Annotated in this window: 16 protein-coding genes and 1 pseudogene; 6 read left to right on the top strand and 11 right to left on the bottom strand. The window is 33.7% G+C overall.

Annotated elements, in window-relative coordinates:
* The first annotated feature begins 45 nt into the window (after positions 1-45).
* The 5 genes from RBH94_RS15960 to RBH94_RS15940 all read left to right on the top strand — a co-directional run bounded on the left by RBH94_RS15960 (position 46) and on the right by RBH94_RS15940 (position 4,946).
* Complete coding sequence (locus tag RBH94_RS15960) at positions 46-1,047, top strand: glycosyltransferase family 2 protein (protein WP_307881802.1); 1,002 nt, start codon at positions 46-48, stop codon at positions 1,045-1,047.
* A gap of 2 nt (positions 1,048-1,049) precedes the next feature.
* Positions 1,050-2,018, top strand: coding sequence for a YbbR-like domain-containing protein (locus tag RBH94_RS15955; RefSeq protein ID WP_307881801.1), 969 nt, complete (start codon positions 1,050-1,052; stop codon positions 2,016-2,018).
* Positions 2,015-2,596: a dephospho-CoA kinase gene (coaE, locus tag RBH94_RS15950; RefSeq protein ID WP_307881800.1), complete on the top strand. Its 582-nt coding sequence runs from the start codon at positions 2,015-2,017 to the stop codon at positions 2,594-2,596. Before RBH94_RS15955 ends, coaE begins: the two co-directional genes overlap by 4 nt.
* Before the next feature lie 71 nt (positions 2,597-2,667).
* Positions 2,668-4,239, top strand: a complete 1,572-nt coding sequence (locus RBH94_RS15945) for a sensor histidine kinase KdpD (protein WP_188222401.1) — start codon at positions 2,668-2,670, stop codon at positions 4,237-4,239.
* A 2-nt stretch (positions 4,240-4,241) separates the two neighbouring features.
* Complete coding sequence (locus RBH94_RS15940) at positions 4,242-4,946, top strand: response regulator transcription factor (protein WP_188222400.1); 705 nt, start codon at positions 4,242-4,244, stop codon at positions 4,944-4,946.
* Positions 4,947-5,008: 62 nt separating this feature from the next.
* Here the strand turns inward: RBH94_RS15940 and RBH94_RS15935 are convergent, their stop codons facing one another.
* From RBH94_RS15935 to RBH94_RS15915, 5 genes are all read right to left on the bottom strand, one after another.
* Positions 5,009-5,665, bottom strand: a complete 657-nt coding sequence (locus RBH94_RS15935) for an alpha/beta hydrolase (RefSeq protein WP_307881799.1) — start codon at positions 5,663-5,665, stop codon at positions 5,009-5,011.
* 1 nt (position 5,666) lies between these two features.
* A complete protein-coding gene (locus RBH94_RS15930; RefSeq protein WP_188222398.1) occupies positions 5,667-5,996 on the bottom strand; it encodes a hypothetical protein in 330 nt (109 codons plus the stop codon).
* Positions 5,997-6,003: 7 nt separating this feature from the next.
* Complete coding sequence (locus tag RBH94_RS15925; RefSeq protein WP_307881798.1) at positions 6,004-7,257, bottom strand: dihydroorotase family protein; 1,254 nt, start codon at positions 7,255-7,257, stop codon at positions 6,004-6,006.
* Positions 7,254-9,179, bottom strand: a complete 1,926-nt coding sequence (locus RBH94_RS15920; protein ID WP_307881797.1) for a BatA domain-containing protein — start codon at positions 9,177-9,179, stop codon at positions 7,254-7,256. Before RBH94_RS15920 ends, RBH94_RS15925 begins: the two co-directional genes overlap by 4 nt.
* A 78-nt stretch (positions 9,180-9,257) precedes the next feature.
* Complete coding sequence (locus RBH94_RS15915; RefSeq protein WP_307881796.1) at positions 9,258-10,265, bottom strand: glycosyltransferase family 2 protein; 1,008 nt, start codon at positions 10,263-10,265, stop codon at positions 9,258-9,260.
* Between the two features lie 109 nt (positions 10,266-10,374).
* Here RBH94_RS15915 and RBH94_RS15910 point away from each other — a divergent pair, with 109 nt between their 5' ends.
* Complete coding sequence (locus RBH94_RS15910; RefSeq protein WP_307881795.1) at positions 10,375-12,267, top strand: peptidase M61; 1,893 nt, start codon at positions 10,375-10,377, stop codon at positions 12,265-12,267.
* 72 nt (positions 12,268-12,339) lie between these two features.
* On the opposite strand, the gene RBH94_RS15905 is transcribed toward RBH94_RS15910, so the two are convergent.
* The 6 genes and pseudogenes from RBH94_RS15905 to RBH94_RS15880 all read right to left on the bottom strand — a co-directional run bounded on the left by RBH94_RS15905 (position 12,340) and on the right by RBH94_RS15880 (position 20,148).
* Positions 12,340-14,133: a cytochrome-c peroxidase gene (locus RBH94_RS15905; RefSeq protein ID WP_307881794.1), complete on the bottom strand. Its 1,794-nt coding sequence runs from the start codon at positions 14,131-14,133 to the stop codon at positions 12,340-12,342.
* A 3-nt stretch (positions 14,134-14,136) separates the two neighbouring features.
* Positions 14,137-15,612: an alkaline phosphatase PhoX gene (locus tag RBH94_RS15900; protein WP_307881793.1), complete on the bottom strand. Its 1,476-nt coding sequence runs from the start codon at positions 15,610-15,612 to the stop codon at positions 14,137-14,139.
* A gap of 255 nt (positions 15,613-15,867) precedes the next feature.
* On the bottom strand, positions 15,868-17,364 hold the full coding sequence (locus tag RBH94_RS15895) for a S10 family peptidase (RefSeq protein ID WP_307881792.1): 1,497 nt from the start codon (positions 17,362-17,364) through the stop codon (positions 15,868-15,870).
* Positions 17,365-17,396: 32 nt separating this feature from the next.
* Positions 17,397-17,666 (bottom strand): annotated as a pseudogene (locus RBH94_RS15890) (DUF2400 family protein); the annotation flags it as partial.
* Positions 17,667-17,680: 14 nt separating this feature from the next.
* On the bottom strand, positions 17,681-19,414 hold the full coding sequence (locus tag RBH94_RS15885; protein WP_307881791.1) for a recombinase family protein: 1,734 nt from the start codon (positions 19,412-19,414) through the stop codon (positions 17,681-17,683).
* A gap of 71 nt (positions 19,415-19,485) precedes the next feature.
* Positions 19,486-20,148, bottom strand: coding sequence for a hypothetical protein (locus RBH94_RS15880; protein ID WP_307881790.1), 663 nt, complete (start codon positions 20,146-20,148; stop codon positions 19,486-19,488).
* Between the last annotated feature and the right edge of the window lie 386 nt (positions 20,149-20,534).

Here is a 20,534-nt window from a genome sequence, read left to right as displayed (position 1 = left end):
GGAGCTTCAACAATACCTCAATCCCTAACGCAAAACACAACTTTAATGCAGCTACAGTTTTCATTTATCATACCTGTTTATAATCGACCTGATGAGACGCAGGAACTATTACAAAGTTTTGAAGCTTTAAATACTAAAACCCCATTCGAAATTGTAATTGTAGAAGATGGGTCGTCTATCCCTTCTAAAGCCGTTGTGGATAGCTTTAAAGATAAGCTGGACATCTCTTATTTTTTTAAAGAGAATTCTGGTCCGGGAGATTCCAGAAATTATGGGATGCGCAAAGCCAAAGGCAATTATTTTATCATTCTCGATTCCGATTGTATTTTACCACGGCAATATTTAAATGAAGTAGAAAAAAGCTTAACAGAAAACTATGTCGATTGTTTTGGTGGCCCCGATGCGGCACATGAGTCGTTTACTAATCTACAAAAAGCCATAAACTTCTCTATGACCTCGTTTATAACCACAGGAGGCATTAGAGGGAATAAAAAAAGTGTCGATACGTTTCAGCCACGAAGTTTTAATATGGGAATTTCTAAGCAGGCTTTTGAAGCGTCAGAAGGATTTGGGTATATTCATCCTGGCGAAGACCCCGATTTATCCATCCGTCTGTGGGATTTAGGATATAAAACCAAGTTAATTCCAGAAGCCTATGTTTATCACAAACGCAGGATTTCATGGAAAAAGTTTTATATTCAGGTGAATAAATTCGGAATGGTTCGTCCCATTCTAAATGTATGGCACCCTCAAACCAAAAAACTAATGTATTGGTTTCCTACCGTGTTCAGTCTAGGGTTTATATCAAGTATAATATTACTTTTATTTCAAGTAGATGCTTTTTTTAAACTTTATGTGTTGTATTTTAGTATAGCATTTATTAAGGCTTTAATATCGACAAAAAGTATAGTCGTTTCCGTATTGAGTTTAATAGCAATTTCCGTACAGTTTTTTGGCTATGGTTATGGCTTTTTAAAATCGACTTGGGCGGTAAGTGTATTAAAGAGAAATCCGGAATCTCAGTTTCCTAAATTATTTTTTAAATAAGTATGCTAAAAGCACTAAAATCAAAAATATTAGCTTCAGTAAAAAGTAAAAGGCTAAATGTGTTTGTTTTGTTCTTGTTATCGGCTTTTCTTATTTTACTATTTAATAAATTATCCAAGGAGTATACCAATACTTTGACATTTAATATCAAAAAGATTAATGTGCCAGATGAAGATGTAATTTTAAACGATTCACTTAGTTTAGATGTTACATTAAAAACCCATGGGTTTAAGTGGTTGAAGTATTATTTTTCGAAACCTGAAATTAGGGTTGATTTTAATAAGGACGTCTATAAAAAGGATTCACTTTTTATTTGGCATAAAACTTCGGCTTATGTACAAAACACACAGTTTAGTAGTCAGGTAAAGGTGTTGAACATCTCTCCGGATACGCTATTTTTTCAGTTTGATGAAAATATGGTAAAAAAAGTGCCTATTGTATTGCAGTCCGATATTAAATTCAGCCCAGGTTATGACCGAGCTTCAGCATTTAATTTAAAACCAGATTCCATTACAGTTATTGGTCCCGAAGTTAAAGTATCTAAAATTCACCATATCGAAACAGAATCTTTAGCTTTAAAGGAAGTGCGAACCGATGTGTTGAAAACCGTAAAATTAAAGTTACCACAGCAAAATCAAAAGCATAAGGATTTAAAGTTTTCGGCTTTGCAAACGGTTTTAAATGCTAAAGTTGATAAATTCACTGAGGGCATTTTAAAAATACCTGTACAGCTTATTAATGTGCCAGAAAATGTAACGTTAAAGTATTTTCCAAAGGAAGTTAATGTGACGTATTACGTAAGTTTAAGTGATTTTAATGTGATAACAGCGAAAGATTTTAAAGTGGTTTGCGACTTTAGTAAAACAGTAAATAATCAGTATTTTTTAGTGCCAGAAGTAGCAGAGTACCCTGAAAAGGTGAAAAATGTAAAGATTAATCAGAAACGGATAGAGTTTATAATTACAAAATGATTGTAGTCGGACTTACAGGCGGTATTGGTAGTGGTAAAACAACTGTAGCCAAACAATTTGAAGCTTTGGGTATTCCAGTATATATTGCGGATATTGAAGCTAAAAAACTGATGGTGACTTCCAGTGTTATTAAAACTAAACTAATTGAATTGTTTGGAAAGGAAGTGTATGTAGATGGCGAGTTAAATAAACCATTTATAGCCAATATCATTTTTAATGATAAAACCTACCTTCAAAAAATGAATGCCATTGTACACCCCGAAGTTGGTAAACATTTTGAGGCCTGGAAGTTAAAACAAAACGCACCTTATGTTATAAAAGAGGTAGCTATTTTGTTTGAAAACGGCGGAAATAAGCAGTGCGATTTGGTGATTACCGTCACTGCACCAATGGACTTGCGTATTCAACGTTTACTGAAACGAGATGATACAACAGAAGAAAAAATTCAGGCCATTATAAAGAATCAATGGAGTGATGAAGATAAAATTGCATTATCAGATTTTGTAGTGGATAATGTAAATTTAGAAGAAACTAAAGATCAAGTTGAGAGAATACATGAGCAAATTGTGAAAACCTAATAATTTTAACATTTTTGTTAATGTAAGGTTAAAACCAATTCTGCTAAATGTTAAAATGTTAAATTTGAATAATGAGCAAGAGAACATTTGTCCTGTTAATCCTTTTAATGACCCTGTCTTTAGTAGGTATTATTTTCGTTCAGGTCTACTATATTAACGGATCCTTAAAAACAGAAAAGGCACGCTTTAGAGCGACTGTTAATGCAGATTTAAATTACGTGTCTAATGAGCTAGGGAAGAGAGAGGTAGACAAATATTACAATGAATATCAAAACTTAGATACTGAAAAAAAAGCGGATTCTGCTACGGTATCTCAGTTGTTAATTTATCAGCAAAATAATAATACCAAAGAGACACTTATTTTTACAAGCAGTGTTTTAGAAGAAAATTATAAGTTAACATCGACGCTCTTTGACATTGGTTTAGATAGTATTGGTATTAAAAGTATCATTGGAACTTCATCTACAGAGGTATATAAAAATGAAGATCTAACCGATAGAGATTTGGGCGAAAGTCCAATTACAAGAATAATTAGTAGTGGTACAATATCACAAGCACAGCGTAGTGCTTTTGAGAATGCGTTTAAAGCATTAAGAAAAACGGCACCCATTCATCAAAGAGTTTCTGAAAATGAAATAAGAGATTTATTAAAAAGCACTTTTGCTAAAGACGGTATTAATCTTGATTTTGAGTTTGCCATTTTCGCTAACGATTTAAGAACAAAGGTTGAAAGCGATGGATTTGAGTATGATAAAGATTCAAATTATTCAATTCCCGTTTTTACAGATGAGAATAAGCAGACTCCTTACAAACTTCTTGTAAATTTTACGAATGATAAGGAATTTATCTTATCTTCTATTTTGTGGATGATTTTATTATCTTTTCTCTTTACGTTAATTATTATGATTACTTACGGAGGTGCTTTGTATCAGTTAATCAAACAACGTAAAATATCAGAAATAAAATCCGATTTCATCAATAATATGACGCATGAGTTTAAAACACCAATTGCGACTATAAACTTGGCTTTAGATGCCATTAGAAACCCAAAGATTATTGAGGATAAAGAGAAAGTAGTACGTTATCTGGGCATGATTAAAGAAGAGAACAAACGTATGCATGCACAGGTAGAAAATGTGCTAAGAATATCTAAACTAGAAAAAAATGAACTGAATATTAGTAAAGAAAGATTAAATTTACATGACTTAATAGAAGATGCTATTACCCATGTAGAGTTAATTGTTGAGGATAGAAAAGGGTATATTAAAACCTTTTTAAACGCCGAACAAACGTCGGTGTTAGCCAACGAGTCACACTTTACTAATGTTATTGTTAATATGTTGGATAATGCCGTTAAGTATTCTCCAGAAGCACCAGAAATTGAGGTGTACACTGAAAATGTGGGCACCAACATTTTATTGAAAATAAAAGATCACGGTAGCGGTATGAGTAAAGCTGCAGTGAAGCGCGTGTTCGAAAAGTTTTATAGAGAACACACCGGAAACATACATAACGTTAAAGGTCACGGGCTAGGTTTAGCTTATGTGAAACGTATTGTAGAAGACCATCAAGGTTATGTTTCTGTAGAAAGTGAAAAAGACAAGGGAAGCACATTTACCATTAAGCTTCCGCTAATATCATAAATATGGAAGAGCAAAAGAAAAAAATATTACTAGTAGAAGACGATCCCAATTTCGGAACTGTTCTGAAAGATTATTTAATGATGAATGACTACGATGTCACTCATGCTAAAAATGGTATGGAAGGCTTCGAAAAGTTCAAAAAAGACGATTTCGATTTATGTATTTTAGATGTAATGATGCCTTACAAAGATGGGTTTACATTAGCTAAAGAAATACGAGAAAAGAATGACGATGTTCCTATTGTATTCTTAACAGCTAAAACCATGAAGGAAGACGTTTTAAAAGGGTATAAAGTAGGAGCAGACGACTATTTAAACAAACCTTTTGATAGCGAAGTGCTTTTAATGAAGATTAAAGCTATTATGCAACGTAAAGCTACAGAAACCATTTCTGATAGTAAACAGTTTGAGTTTAAAATCGGAAAATTCGATTTAAACTCTAAATTACGTTTCTTACGCTATAATGGAGGAGATCCGGTTAAATTATCGCCTAAAGAAAACGAATTATTACGTTTGTTAGCCTTACATGAAAACGATTTAATGCCTCGTGAATTAGCGTTAACTAAAATATGGAGAGATGATAACTACTTTACCTCTCGAAGTATGGATGTATATATTGCGAAGTTGCGTAAGTACTTAAAACAAGACGAAAAAGTAGAAATTCTAAATATTCATGGTGAAGGGTTCCGTTTAGTAATAAACGAGTAAGTATTTAGGAACTTTATGATATAAAAAAATCCAGCATATTATTGCTGGATTTTTTGTTTGTATTATGTTCGATCTTTCAACCAGTCTTTAAATTCAAAAAAGTTTTGCGGTGCGACACCATGTCCAACTGGAAACTCTGAATATTTATGCTTAATGTTTAAGGTATTTAAGAATGAAGGTGTTTGTCGAGCCCATTCCACAGGAATTACCTGATCGACACTACCATGAGAGCAGTAGAAGTTCAGATTTGAATAATCGGTTTCATTGATTGATTCCGGCAAGATATCTTTATTTATATAACCGCTTAAAGCAATAATATTTTTTACTTTTTCTGGATAGGTTAGGGCTACGGCATAACTTAAAATACTCCCTTGACTGAAACCTAAAAGCGTGACGTTGTTTTTATCAACTGGATACGCTTCAACAACTTCATCTATAAATTTTGCGATTAAATCTCTCGATTGTGCGGCTTGTACATTATCGTTCCACTTGCCTTTTTCAGCATCAAAATTAATAGCATACCAGGCATTGCCGTAAGGTTGTAATTCGTAAGGCGCTTTTACTGATATGATAAACAATTCCTCTGGTAATTCTGAAGCAAAAGAAAATAAATCGTTTTCATCACTACCATAACCATGCATCATAATAAGTAATGGCGCATTGGCTTTTAGAGTCGAAGGTCTAGTAATATGGTATAAAGAAAGGTCTGTATTCGTCATATTAATTACCTATGTTAGCAAACCATTCCTGAAACTTCTCCCCAACATAAGGTAATAGTTTGACCTTACCTTGTAAGATGTGAATAAATGAATATAACCAAGATACAGCAGAGATCAGCCAGAAAACATATCCAAGTGTGCCGTTAAGGTATTTATCTGTGATTTGTGCAATAAACAGCATGATGATAAGTCCTAACATTTGTCGGTTGTAGAATGCCGTAAACGCATTTTTTTTATCAGCATTCATAATAATGGCGATAATTAACCCTACGAATGTTATATGACTGATAATTGCCATTGTTTTTCCGTTTTGTATAGTTGTGCTATCCATAGTCTTATTATTTTAAAGCGATAATGTTATTGGCGATAATACCATAAACTTGTCCTTTTAAAGTTTCGTTTTCAAAAATGGCATTAGCTGATTTTGAAACGATATTTGATTTAGAAAACACATATTCTGTATTTGGGTTGAATAAGGTTACATCTAACTTGTTTTCAACTGAAATTGAACTTTCAGACACACCAAATCTGTTTTTTCCTTGTGTTAACAGTTTAACTGTTTGCTCCGTACCAAATAAGGTTTGTAACGCACCAAAAGCCGATTCTAAACCAATGGTTCCGTACGCAGCATGATCAAACTCCACTTTTTTATGTTCTACATCTAATGGATTGTGATCGCTGGTTATCATATCAATCGTTCCGTCTTTTAGTCCTGTTTTAAGGGCATCAATATCGGTTTGTGTACGAAGAGGCGGCAGTACTTTAAAGTTTGTATTGAAGTCGATTAATGAATCATCGGTAAAATATAGGTTATGTATCGCTACACTACAAGTAACATCTAAACCTTTGGCTTTTGCATCACGAATCAATTCCACCGATTTTTTAGTTGAAATAGTTGGGATATGTAATTTTCCGCCTGTGTATTCCAATAAAAATAGATCGCGAGTTATGTGCAGTTCTTCAGCTAAAGCTGGAATTCCTTTTAAACCTAATCGTGTACTTGTTATATGCTCGTTCATCACGCCGTGACCAACTACTTTGTCTTCCTGAGGGAACGAAAGAACTAATCCGTTAAAATTTGCTGCGTACTGCAAAGCAATTTTCATTAAGTTCGGATTAGCAATCGATTTTTTATAATCGTAAAATGCTACGGCTCCGGCCGTATTCATATCGTATAATTCAGCAAGATCCACACCTTTACTTTCTACCGTTAAGGCACCAATAGGTAATAATGTTGTAGCGTGATTAGCACCTTTTGCTTTTGCAAAAGTAACGTCGGCATTACAGTCTATTACAGGATGGGTGTTGGCGTTCATGGCTACCGAGGTAAACCCTGAAGCCGCAGCTGTTTTTAGTCCGTTTTCAATGGTGTCGCGCTCTTCAAAACCTGGTTCACCAAAACACACGCTACTATCAAACCAGCCTTGTGATATATGAAGGTTCTCTAGCGCTATTTCTTGGTAATTTCCGGGATTTGTAAGGTTACTTTCAATCTTGGTAATGACACCATTTTCAACTAATATATCCTGAGTTGTATTGTGAAACTCACTTTGAGGATCTATAATGGTGGCAGATTTTATAAGTATGTTCATTTAAAGTATTTTAAGATGCCCATTTCGATAATCAAAAATGCTAATGCAAAAATAACAAACCATTTCCATAAGGCGTTAACTTTTGTGTCACTTTTTATGCTATCGAATATTTCTGTAATCGAATCGCTTACCGTTATGTTAGTTGATGGGGTTAAGGGCATGTAAGTCAGGTTACTTTCATTTCGATGGTAATTATAGCTTACATTTTTTAATGTTTCTTTTTTATTCATAACTCCATAAATATTTGCTATATCTGGTGTTTCGGAGGTGCTGATTGTGACCTTCGAGTTAAAATATTGCTGTCTTGGAATGATGTTAATATCGTTCTTTACTAAAGATAAAATCGCATCTTGTTGCAGGGTGGTTGCAACATCAAACGTATTTTCTTGCCCAATGGTGTAATAGATTTTTGGAAGTTGTAAACTGAATTTTCCAATATTATACAAGGTTGGAACAATGAGTGGCGAATTTTTAAAATTCGAGATGTCACTATTTAGAGCCGAAGTAAATATATAAGCTGTTTTGTTTTGAAGAAGAAACGGTTTGCCATCTTCAAATTGAAGAGCCGCCGATCCATTATTTAATGAGATATCAAAAAACCGTTCTGTTTTAGGATATTGAAAATTATTCACCTGTTTCTCGAAAACGCCATTATTATATAGTGGATGCGCATAGTTTATGGAGGTTATGCTTTTTTCAGATTTAATTTCTGAATTAAACTGAGATCCGTAATTAACCAATAAAGTGTTGTAAGAATTTAGGTTGGCTTCTTCTGATGGGATAATTAATAAAGAACCACCTTGGTTGGTGAATGATTTTAAAGCCGCTACCAAAGCATTGGGAATGTCTTTTATTTCATTTAAAACAATGAGTTGTTGTTGCTCAATGTCGTTATAATTCAGTTGATTTTCTAAAACTGAAGTATAAATAAATTCATCCTCGGTGTAGATGCGTTTTAAAAAATCATCGTCCCCTGAATTAATCGCCAGAACTTTAATTTTATCGGTTTCATTAATATTGAAGTATAAGGTATTGTCGAATTGCAAACTGGCATCATCAATGGTTAGTTTACCATTTACAATTTCATTTACGGGAAGTGAAAATGTAGTTTCAGCTTTGTCATTAATCGCAACCGAAGTTTTCGCTATCAATTTATCATCGTTAAATAAAGAAATCGGTAAGTTGTCAATAGTGTCACCACTATTTGATAAAGTCACCTTTAATGAAATTGCAGTAGCGCTGCTTTCCGAGATGTAAGCGCTGTCAATTGCTATATTATTAGTATTCACCGGGTTTAATTTCACCAGATGGATATTGGTTAAACTATCCGATTCAGGACTGAAAGTAGATTCGTTTTGCTGAAAATCAGAAATAAAAACCAGGTTTTTTAATACGCCGTTTTGTTTACTAAATAAGGTTTTACTTTTTAGTAAAGCAGCATCCGGGGTTAAACTATTTGCGCTGTAACTTAGCTTTAGTAAATCGTTTTTAACGGTTTTAATCGTTGTATTTCTAAACGTATTATCGTTGGTTAAAATAGATATGGTTTCATCTTCAGGAACATTGCTAATCACATCCTGAACGGCACGTTTTAAAAGTTCACCGTTACTACCTTTAGCTTGCATGCTAAATGAGTTATCTAAATAAATAACAGTTTCTTTTTTCGTTTTAAAATTATCGTAGTTTGAGGTGAATGGTTGGGCAAAAGCCAAAACAACACAGGCTAAAAGCAAAAGCCGGGTAAGTAATACCAGCCATTTTTTTATTTGTGAACTTTTACGGGTTTCAATGGTAACACGTTTTAAAAAGGCCACATTGGTAAATTCAACTTTTTGAAACTTTCGAAGTTGAAATAAATGAATAATAATGGGGATGAGCAGTAAAAATAAAGCGTAAAGAAGTTCGGGGTGTTTAAACTGCATACTTTTCTATATAGATTCAAAAGTACATAAAAGTACAGGAATTTTTTGTAACTGAAAATTCAAGATGATAAAACTGAATTAACAGAAGAAAAAATAGTCGCTCATGGGATACATCTGTTGATTTTCAAAATACGCTTTTATCTTGATTTGCGCCTTAGGGTTGGCCACCGTTATAATACTTTGTGGTTGTTTAATATGCTCTAAATGCTGGAATGGTTTCATTTCCTGGTCGTAGATGTGTTTTCCTATTTTTTGAGGATTATTACAAATCCATTCAAATGGGATATTTTTTTTAAGCAATGTTTTGGCAATGGTTTTTCCTTTCCATCCGGCGCCCCAAACCACTAAAGGTCTGTTTTTATCGTAATCTAATTCTAGAAAATAATGCATTTTAATATCTAAAAAGGTATTCTCAGCATAGTTATCATGTGTTCTGGAAGTACGTGTTTGGTAATCGCGCCAGTAATGCAGGAGTTTATTGCACGGAATAATTTTATAGTTGTGTTTATAAAACCGAAAGGTTAAATCGTAATCTTCAGGGTATCTGTTTGGGGTAACCCCATCGCAATTAATAAAATCTTCGCGATGAATCATCCAACAAGGCGAAGGAATCACACATTCCTTATAAATCTCACTATAATTGGTTCCAGTTTTGGTTAGTCCGTTAAGCCAGGTTTCATATTTACTATAGCCATCACTAATGCCGTCTTTTGAAAAGTAATTAACCAAGCCTGTCGCTACATGTTGTTTTCCATGTTTTAAAAGATTGTTTAATAACACTTCTAGTTTGTTTTTGGGCATTAAATCATCACTGTCCATACGGGTGATGTAATCTCCGGCACTTTTATTAAATCCTAATCTTAAGGCATCAATAATACCATTTCCTGTGTTTTTAAATAGTTTTATTCGGGGATCCTTTTCGGCAAACGACCTTACCAGATTATAACTGCCATCAGTAGAACTGTCGTCTACAATAAGTAGTTCCCAGTTGGTGTAACTCTGATTTATTATAGATTCAATGCAGTTTGTAAGGTATTGTTCTGTATTTTTGAAAGGCGTTAATATACTTATCAGTGGATTATGCATGCGGCGAATATACGTAAATCATCATTTTAACAAAACCTTATGAGCCTATTGTGTAACAGAAATGGTAATTTGGACGTCACTTATAAGAATTAAATAAAAATCAACTTTAATGAATACTAAACCTTTAACCGCCCTGTTAGCGGCTATTTTGATGGCTAGTTGTGGTACTTCAAAAACATCAAGTAGCGATTTAGCTGTAAATGCCCCGATTGAAACCTCTATTAATTTATCGCATGTTGTTAACGATAAGGCTCCTGTAACCATAAATCCAGGACGTTTTACCACTCAAACGGTAATATATAGATTACCAAGAGTGATACAAGGGACATATTCAGTAAGCGACTTTGGAAAGTATGTAGACGATTTTAAAGCTTTCGATTATGATGGTAATGAAATGCCTGTAGTAAAAACAGACGAAAATACCTGGACTATCGATAATGCTAAAAAATTAGATAAAATCACCTATTTGGTTAACGATACCTTTGACATTGAAGAAGTAGGAGGCATTGGGGAAGAACAGCCGTTCTCACCTGCAGGTACCAACATAGAACAAACCAATGATGTATTGAATTTACATGGCTTTATAGGCTATTTCGATTCATTAAAAAGTAACCAATACAAATTAGATGTTACGGTGCCATCAAATTTTACCAGAAGCTCGGCCTTAGAGCAAGTAGCCACCAGAACAAGTGAAGATGGTCGTTTTGTAACAACGAGTTATTTTGCATCTCGTTATTTTGACATTACCGATAATCCAATGTTTTACGGAAACTTAAGTGTTGAAGAATTTCAGGTCGGTGATATTAAAATTGTTTTAAGTGTGTATTCGCCAAACAAAGTGCATTCGGCCCAATCGTTAAAGGAGACCATATTTAAAATGATGAAAGCTCAAAAGACGTTTTTAGGAGATATTAACTCTACACCACGTTACGATATTTTCTTGTATTTATCTGAAGGCTTACCAGAATCTCCAAAAGGTTATGGAGCCTTAGAGCATCATACATCAACTGTTGTGGTGCTGCCTGAAGCTTCAAGCGATGAAGAACTGGCCGAGAGTATGATTGATGTGGTTTCTCATGAATTTTTTCATATTGTAACCCCATTAAGCGTACACTCTGAAGATGTGCATTATTTTGATTACAATAACCCAACCTTTTCTAAACATTTATGGATGTATGAAGGGGTAACTGAATATTTTGCAACCTTATTTCAGGTGAATCAGGATTTAGTTAGTGAAGCTGATTTTTACAATAAAATCATTCAAAAGATTCAAATGTCTAAAACTATGGATGACGCCATGAGTTTTACCATTATGAGTGAAAATGTATTGAAGGATCCTTACAAAGATCAATATATAAATGTTTACCAAAAAGGAGCTTTAATAGGGATGTGTATTGATATTATGTTACGCGAAGAGAGTAATGGCGAGCGTGGCATTTTATGGTTAATGAAAGAGTTATCTAATAAATACGGAAAAGACAAACCTTTTGAAGATGATAAGTTAATTGATGAAATTGTAGCCATGACTTATCCGTCGTTACGTGAATTTTTTAATAGTCATGTTATTGGAGATACACCAATTGATTATAATGTGTTTTTAAATAAAGTAGGATTAGAATTAGGTGAAGGTGAAATTCCAACTAACTATGTGTTTAATGGTGGTGCTTTAATTTTTGCTGCAGACCCACAAGCAGGAAAAATATTCTTTAGTGAAGCGGTGAAAGATAATAGTTTCTGGAATGATAATGGTGTACAACCTGGTGATGTTTTAAAAACTGTTAACGGAACAGAATTAACCATGCAAAACGCTAATCAGTTATTACAATTAATGTTTAGCTGGAATCCTGGACAAGAGATTGAAGTCATTCTGGATAGAAATCGAGAAGATGTGGTTTTAAAAACTACAACAACACAATCTTATACTATGGGTGAAGGTATTATGGAGAAAGAAGATGCTACAGCCCAACAGATAAAACTTCGTGAAGCCTGGTTAAAGGGTTAAAGAATGAAATATGTGAATAAAAAAATCCCGTTATATGTCTAACGGGATTTTTTTATGATTTAGCGAGTCGGTTTATAGCTCGTCGGTTAAACTTTCCATAAAAGCAATCAAATCTGTAATCTCTTGCTGATTCAGGTTTAAGGGATCAGGAGGAAGTGTTTGGTGTTCGATATTCATTCCTAAACCAATGCCGCCTCCACGGTTATAAAAATCAACAACGTCGTTTAATGTTGTATAAACGCCATTATGCATATAAGGTGCTGTTTTAGCGACATTACGTACGGTTGAAGTTTTAAAAAAGTGCTTTTTTTCTTCTGTATTAAATACCGTAAAGCGACCTAAATCATCATCAATTTCTGTATTAATAGTATCGTTAGTTTGTGGGACACCAATCAATTCCAGTTCACTTTCTTTGTATAAAACGGGTACGGTTCCATTAAATGTTGGAGGAAAATGGCAAGTGGCACATTTAGCTTTGCCCGTAAATAAATTAAACCCACGCTGTTCGGAGGCTGTTAAGGTGTTTTCTTTATCGTTAATATTGTTATCAAACTTTGAATTAAACGGTGTTAAACTACGAATGTATGTTGCTATGGCGTTTCGAACATAATCTTGCGAAACACTATCGTTATACACCTCTTTAAAAGCTTCAACGTATTTCTTATTATGACTTACAGTTTGTTCTAAGTGTTGTAAATCGCTATGGAATTCATTTTTATTATTTACTACCGCAACAATTTGTCCTTCTAAACTTCCTGCTCTGTTATCGTAAAAAAAGCTTTTTTGTAATGCAGAGTATAGAAGCGTAGGGCTGTTTCTTGTAACCCCCTTTGAAATAGTTAATCCATCGGTAAAGTATTTGTCTTTTTGATGACAGGTAGCACAACTAATTGTATTGTTTTTAGAAAGAGCCTTTTCGTTAAAAAGCTTCTGTCCCAATTCAATTTTAGCTTTAGGAAGAGAATCGAATTGTTCTGAAGAAAAATAACTTAAATTGAACGTGTTCTTTGAAAATAACGAGGTCATATCGTTATTAAAAGCCAGCTCGTAAGGAAATTCTAAGTTCCAGTCTTTTTTTGTTTTTACTATTAATTCCAGTTGCTTGTGAGTGTGGAACTTTATAAAATTATATCTGTCGAAACTTGAAAATGAACCATCAAGATTTTGTTGTGTAGCTTGTAGTTCAGATTGCCAGGAGGTCATTAATTCTTCAGAAGTGAAATGACTTTCATATATTTTTAATATTTCAGCAATAGTCTGATAAGCAAGTTCAGATTCTTTTAAGGATTGTTCTAAAACAGGGGAGTCGAAACCGGTAATTCCTGTTAGTGCAATTCTTGCAATTTCATCGCGAATTAACCAAAGAATATGATAGTCTTTAAATCTTAATTGAGAGTTGTTAGAAACCAATTCCAAACGACTTTTAGTTTTGGAAGCTATGGTTTGTAGCGTTTGTACATCAAAGTTATCATCGTAAAGGGTTTCTTCGAGTACTTGAAATCCAAATGGATTCATGATTTTTATGTCGGTAGCATCTTCTTCTTCTACTTTTAAAATATTTGGCTGATTTAATGCTTTGTAATTTTCAGCATCGGCAAAAGCAAGAATAGGTTCGCATATTTTAAAGTATTTACGAGCTTGTAAATAGTTTTTTTTAGCACTTTCTTTATTCTGTGACTGAGCCAAAGTATCTACATATGCGATGCATTGCCTTAAATTTGTTGTGTAATACTGGTTTAAAGCCTCAAGCGGTGTTATATGATTAGTATTAGTTGTGTTTTCCTTTTTACAGGAAAATATAAAAACGATAAAAAGACACACGCTAAATACGTGTGCCTTTGTTATAAATAACTTGATATTTTGCATTGGTTATCTGTCTAAACCTTGAATTAAATAAAGCATACTACCTTCGTTAGAGGCTGGTGTAGGATTAGCATTAGGATCGGTAAATGAAGACCCATCAGCTGGTACCCAACCATGATTTTGAGTGATTAATAAGAAGGTCCCTTCTTTATTTACAACATCCGATACATCAATCATACCTGTAATTTCCCAGGTTCTGTTTGTTGCTCCATATCCTTGAGCTGCCGCAGTATCTTGATCACATTCTAAAACAGTTTTTAATTCACCTGTATTTAAATTGTACTGATATAATTGCGCATAGTGTTGTCTGTTTGGACCATCAAAATACCCGTTAGGATCTTCTTGAATGTAGATGAAGTTTTCTGTTGCTACAATATTATCTGGACTGTGGAACATTTTCGCTTTTCCTTCGTCTAAGTCTCCGTCTAAAATACAAGTAATCGTTCCTGCTTGTGTAGGATCGTTTTCGTTTAACACCACTTTGTACACACGACCATAAAGAGACCCTTTTCCTCTTAAGCCATCTTTAATTCTACCAGTAACACAGAAGTAGATTTCTCTGTTGTTTGCTGAAGAACCACGTCTCCAGTCAATATCTTCTAACCTAGAGAATCCCATAACACCTTTAGCTTTACATTCAGCATCTAATAAATCGATGTTGGTTTCGTTTAATTGAACAAACTCCATAGGGTAAGCTTGTCCTTCAACCATTTCAGCTTCAAAATTGATGTTCTCATCGGTTACTTTTAAGCCGTATAATTGGCCACCAAATAAATCACTGTGATTACCAACATACATACCTAATTGACCAGAAGGAATACTGTTATCTGAATGATCATCTCCAATAAAAGCAACGGTTTTTCCAGGGTAAGCATCTTTACCAATTACAACGGCATTTTCGGTAGACCACTGTCCGAAAGCTTGTAACATTTCAAAAGAGCTGGCATCTTTTTCTTTTTTATAAGGATCGGTTAAAAACACTCCTTTAGAAGAACCTCCCCATTCACCACCAGATAAGTATAAAGGACCAAAACCATGTTCTTCAGGGGTAATAAGCGAACCAGAACATTGAGCTGTACTAGCTGTAGCTTCAGCATTTAGGATATATTCCCCACGAACAGGTTTAAATGTTTTATCTAGAGTAATTCTAGCAATAGAGTAATCTGCTTCTATATTGTTAATTAAGGTGTACTTACCGTTGTTTTCTTTAATAAGACCAGCACCATCAGCCATACTTCCGTAAACGAATTCAGGAGACTGTTGTAAAACATCTTCAGATGATAATAAAGTTGTCACCGAGATATTGCTAAACTCCGGTTTTACAGCTAAAAAGTTAGGTGTTACAGAACGGTCTACAAATTTAATGTCTTCTTTGTCTTTTACTTTAAGAGAACTATTTACGGCGAAGTCTTCGGTAACATCGTTATTACATGATGTTAATAGCGCTAAAGAAGAAAGCGTTAATGCAATGGTTTTTTTCATTTTGAAAATAATTTAGTGGATTAATTTTCCTCCAAAATTATCCTGATTTTCATGCAATTGTGTTATTAGAATATTGGCTTTAAATGAAGATTTAGTTACTCTAATGTTACCAATGTAAATTAAAGTTCAATATTTAAAATCATTCTATTTAATAATTTGTAATTGTTCGTTTTGTAGAGTTTTTAGATGAAAAAAGCGATTGATAATTTAAAACTTATCAATCGCCTTTTTTATTTCTTTTAAAGTTAGATTTTACTAATCTACTTCATATTTAGCAGCTTTCCCGTTAGATAATGAGTTGCTAATAAACTCACGCAAATCATCGTTAGCTGTTTTTAAATCTTCATTTCTAATATACATCATATGTCCGCTACGATACCCTTTAAACGCAAAACGATCTTTCATTTTACCGCTAGGGTCAATCTGCCACATGGTATATTTCGCTCCAAAATATGTGGTTGCACCATCGTAATATCCCGATTGTACTAAAACTTTTAAATACGGGTTTTGTGCCATAGCTTGTCTTAAGCCATCTCTTGTGTTATCGTTGCTATCGTCCCAAGGGTGTACACTACCAAACATATTGTATTTAATGTCGGTTTTAAATTTAAGATGCTCTCTGATATAATAATTAATAGCTGGGGTGAAGGCATGATTCCAAGTCGTTAATTCCGGACTGTAATCAGGTTTTACTCCAATATCTTTTTTATCTAAACCTAAATATCTTGAATCTAAACGACCAATAATATGTCCATTTTCATCACGTAATAGATCTTTCCAGAAGAAATTTGTAGGAACATCTAAGTTATTTTGAAGAATCGCTGTTTTACTTAATCCTGAGTATTTTGCATATTGTTCAGCAATACTGTTCTTTTCAGCCTCGGAGATAAATCCGCCTTTAGCAATGGCAGGCATTAATTTGTTAATAGCAAAATTTTCAACCTCAGGTAAAACCTCTAATAAATCTTTTTGTTGCAAATCTGAAGGTAGTTTGTCGTGATACCAAGCTGTTGCTGCGTAATACGGTAAATTCAAAGCCGAGTATTCCGGTTGCCCGGTGTTGTACTGTTTGTAATCGGCAGGAGAGACCATAATAACACCATTTAAGTACATCCATTGGCTGTTTTGTAAAGCATTGGCTAAGCCCATAACGCGGGTGCCACCGTAGCTTTCTCCAATAAGGTATTTAGGGGATTCCCAACGGTTTTTTCGAGTCACAAAGGTGTTAATCCATTCAGCCAAGTATTTAATATCGGCATTAATTCCAAAGAAGGTATCTCTGTTGGGGAGTTTTCCTTCTTTGTTTTTAATCATCCTTGAATACCCTGTATTTACTGGGTTTACATAAACAATATCGGCCACATCTAAAATAGAATGTGGGTTGTTTTTAATACCATAAGGTTGAACAGGGTAGCCTTCTTCGTCAAGATTTAAAACTTTAGGACCAGTATAAGCAATATGCATCCATACCGAAGCAGATCCTGGACCACCATTAAAAGAAATGACTAATGGTCTGTTCGCTCTGTCTTTTATATCGTTACGCTCGTAATAGGTGTAGAATAAAGTTGCGATTGGTTCGTCGTCGGCGTTCCAAACCGGTTGTGTTCCCGTCGTAGCAGTGTACTGGAAGCTTTTTCCGTTAATGGTTGCTGTATCGGTTGTAACGACGGTAGTATCTGTTGGGATTTTTCTGTTTTGTGCGAAAGCAGTAACCACAGAAACCGAAAGGAGCAGGGTAAAGAGTTTTGTCATAGAATTGTGAGTTTTATTATGATTTATAGTTTTTAAAAGCCTTCAAATACACCTAAGCCAAACAAGGCAAAATCGTATTTTACGGGGTCGTTAGGATCTAATTTACGTAATGCTGTGTCTAATTCTAAAAGCGCTTTGGCATCATTTTGTTTTCTATTTAATATTCCTAATTTTCGAGCTACATTACCAGAATGCACGTCTAACGGACAAGATAATTGAGAAGGTTTTATGCTTTTCCAAATACCTAAATCTACTCCTGTGGTGTTTGGCCTAACCATCCATCTTAAATACATGTCTTTTCGGTTAAATTAGGATGTTAATCAAAATCTACTAATTCTTCTCGATTTAAATAAACATTAAAGTCCATTCTACTACCTGAACCAGCTTCCTCAAATCCTTCAAAGTTATCGTCTACTTCCAAGCCTAAATATTTAGCTAATTCTCTATCTTCTTCTAATTCTTCTTCAGTTTTCGGAGCAGTGCTGTAATGGGACATATTATACCAATTTAAAGCTGTTCTGTTGGTTGCAAAAATAAATCTTTCATCAAAAAGATTATAATCAATTTGAAACATAAAATATCGACTTCCAACACCATTGATTAACCAACGAACTTCTACTTTTTTAATCAATGAATGAACCAGTATTTTTAAACTAGTAAAATCAATATCTTCGGTGTAATCATCAAAAATCTTTTTAATCCTATTACGTCGTATTTCTTCATCAGCAACCGCAATTCTTTCTTGTAAAGTAGCTATTTGGTCTTTATTTTGTTCTATTTGATTTTTTATTTTTAAATAGCCTTCTTTTACTAATGGGTCATCTTTTAAATCTGGGTCATATAGTCTTTCATTAGCTACCTCTAATCTTTTCTGTAAAATTTCAGAAAAATTTTGAAGATTATTTAGTTTCGTTTTTAAGTTGGAAGACTCTACTAGATTTGATTTTTGATTAAGTAAACCCTCTTTAAATTTTTCGTTTTGAAATAGATGTTTTATGATGAATGTTTCTATTTTAGGTAAACTAATACCTCTACTGCTATTACAGGTTGGAACTGGTGGTCTTCTACCCGAACACTTATAAGCATTGTCGGTACCTTTAGGTCGTTTTTTACCTCTATATTCTTTACCACAATGACCACAATAAATTATGCCATTTAACAAATAATTGTATTCTTCTCGTTTACCAACGTTCTTTTTATTCTTTTTTAGATTTTTATTAACTGCTTCCCATTTAGATTCTTCGATAATTTTAGGAACATCAATATACTCATCTTTCCACTTTCTCTTTCCTTTGTATACTGTGTTTTTTATCATACCATAAATCACATTACCTCTCCATTTAACAGCCTTATTTGAATGTTTTGTAACAACTTTAGTGTATTTATCTATGCGTTTAAAAGAGCCTTTGAAATCATTAAATTTTGTAGGGTATCCTTCAGAGTTTAATACTTTTGCAATAGTATAAGTTCCATTTCCGTTAAATGATAAATCATAAATTTTTTTTATAACCTCAGCTTCCTCTGGAACTATTTCATATAACCCTTCTTTACTTCGTTTATAACCGTAAGGAAGAATACCATGTGTTTTACCTTGTTTGGCATTTTTTGTATGTGCTAATTTTACTTTTTGGCTTGTAAGTGACGAATACAATTCATTAGCAGCACTCATTACCTGAGTTACAAACTTATTATTTGGGTCATCTAAATCCAGTAATTGACCGTTAGGGTAATAAAGGCACTTATTTGATGTCATTATATGAACAAACAAATTCCATATTTTAGAATTTCTTTCTATTCTAGATTGGTCAATTACATATACGGCTGTAATTTTTTTCTTTGAAATATCATCATATAGCCTAGCGAAATCAGGCCTATCTTTGATTTCATCCATATTACCACTTATGGAATCATCTACATAAATTTCGTATTTATCAAACTCTAATGATTTAGCGGATAAGGATTTATAAAATGTTAACCCTTCTTCTTTTTGAGTTTCAATTGAAGCACTTGTGTCTTTGCTACCACTTCGTCTACAGTATATCCCAAGCATAAATATTATTTTCCATAAAAATATAAAATAAGTTTAATCAGTTAATATGGATGGTTTGTTTTTTAATGATATTAAGCCGTTTTATAATTCCGTAAAAGCTCCTTTCCTTCTGAGGATAGATTATTACCCAATAAATCCCATTCATCATTTTTATGCTTATCCTTAGCGGTGTAAAATACACCAGCAAGTTCGTAATCGTATGGTTGCACATCTACAATTCCAACAGGTGAATACTTCTTAACAAATTCACTTACCGTATTTTGATTGGCATCCATTTTTAATACCAGATGGTTATGATACCCTTTACGATTACTAAATGGTTCGGTGGTGAAAAACATTCGGCAATCACCGCTAAAGGAATATGCCTCAATCTTCTCATAAAGCTCAGACATTGCCGAGAAACACATTTTGGAACTTAATGCGTCCTTATAACTTATTGTGACGAAATAATCCCACTTAAGAAATGATAAATGCTGTTCCAGCGAACCAGTGCGGTGCATGCATTTAATCGTATTACTTAATTGTCTGTTTCTGTCCAATAAACCAAATACCTCTGGTGAAATAAATTCTTCCAGAAAGTTTTTATGATACAGATATGGCTTTGATTCCATTTTGAACCAGTTTATATCTGGGTTTTCTAATAAGATTGTATTTCTACGTCTCTCAATGGTTCTCATATGAACATTAGCTATACTCGCTATCTCCTTTGATGTCATCCATGTGTTTAATTTCATTTTTAATTAGTATTTAAAAAGCATAAGAAGTCCAATACAAGGAGCTTCTTGTTATTATAGTCTAACTATAAGGGCAAATGCCCAAAAGTCAAGGCCTTTACGACATGTTTCTTGCACTTTTGTTCATTCCGACATTTGTCGTGATGCTGTGAGGCTTTATATCTAGGGCTTTTATATAAGTATCCTAAAGTTTTGCTAACGACAAAAATTCTTAAAGTTTTTTTAGTTGAGGTGGTTTTATCAGTCATTTTTACGAAAGAGGCATGTAAAATCTCAGTCAAAAAAACAGAAGTTGGTCATCGATATTTGAGATATAACATCTATATTTATTGACCAATAATTCTCACACAACCTATAATTTTAGAAGTAGCTGATGATAAGAGAAT

Origin of the sequence: Aestuariibaculum sp. YM273 (assembly GCF_030908365.1) — a bacterium.
Classification (GTDB): Bacteria; Bacteroidota; Bacteroidia; order Flavobacteriales; family Flavobacteriaceae; genus Aestuariibaculum; species Aestuariibaculum marinum.
This window is presented reverse-complemented; position numbering and strand designations above follow the sequence as displayed.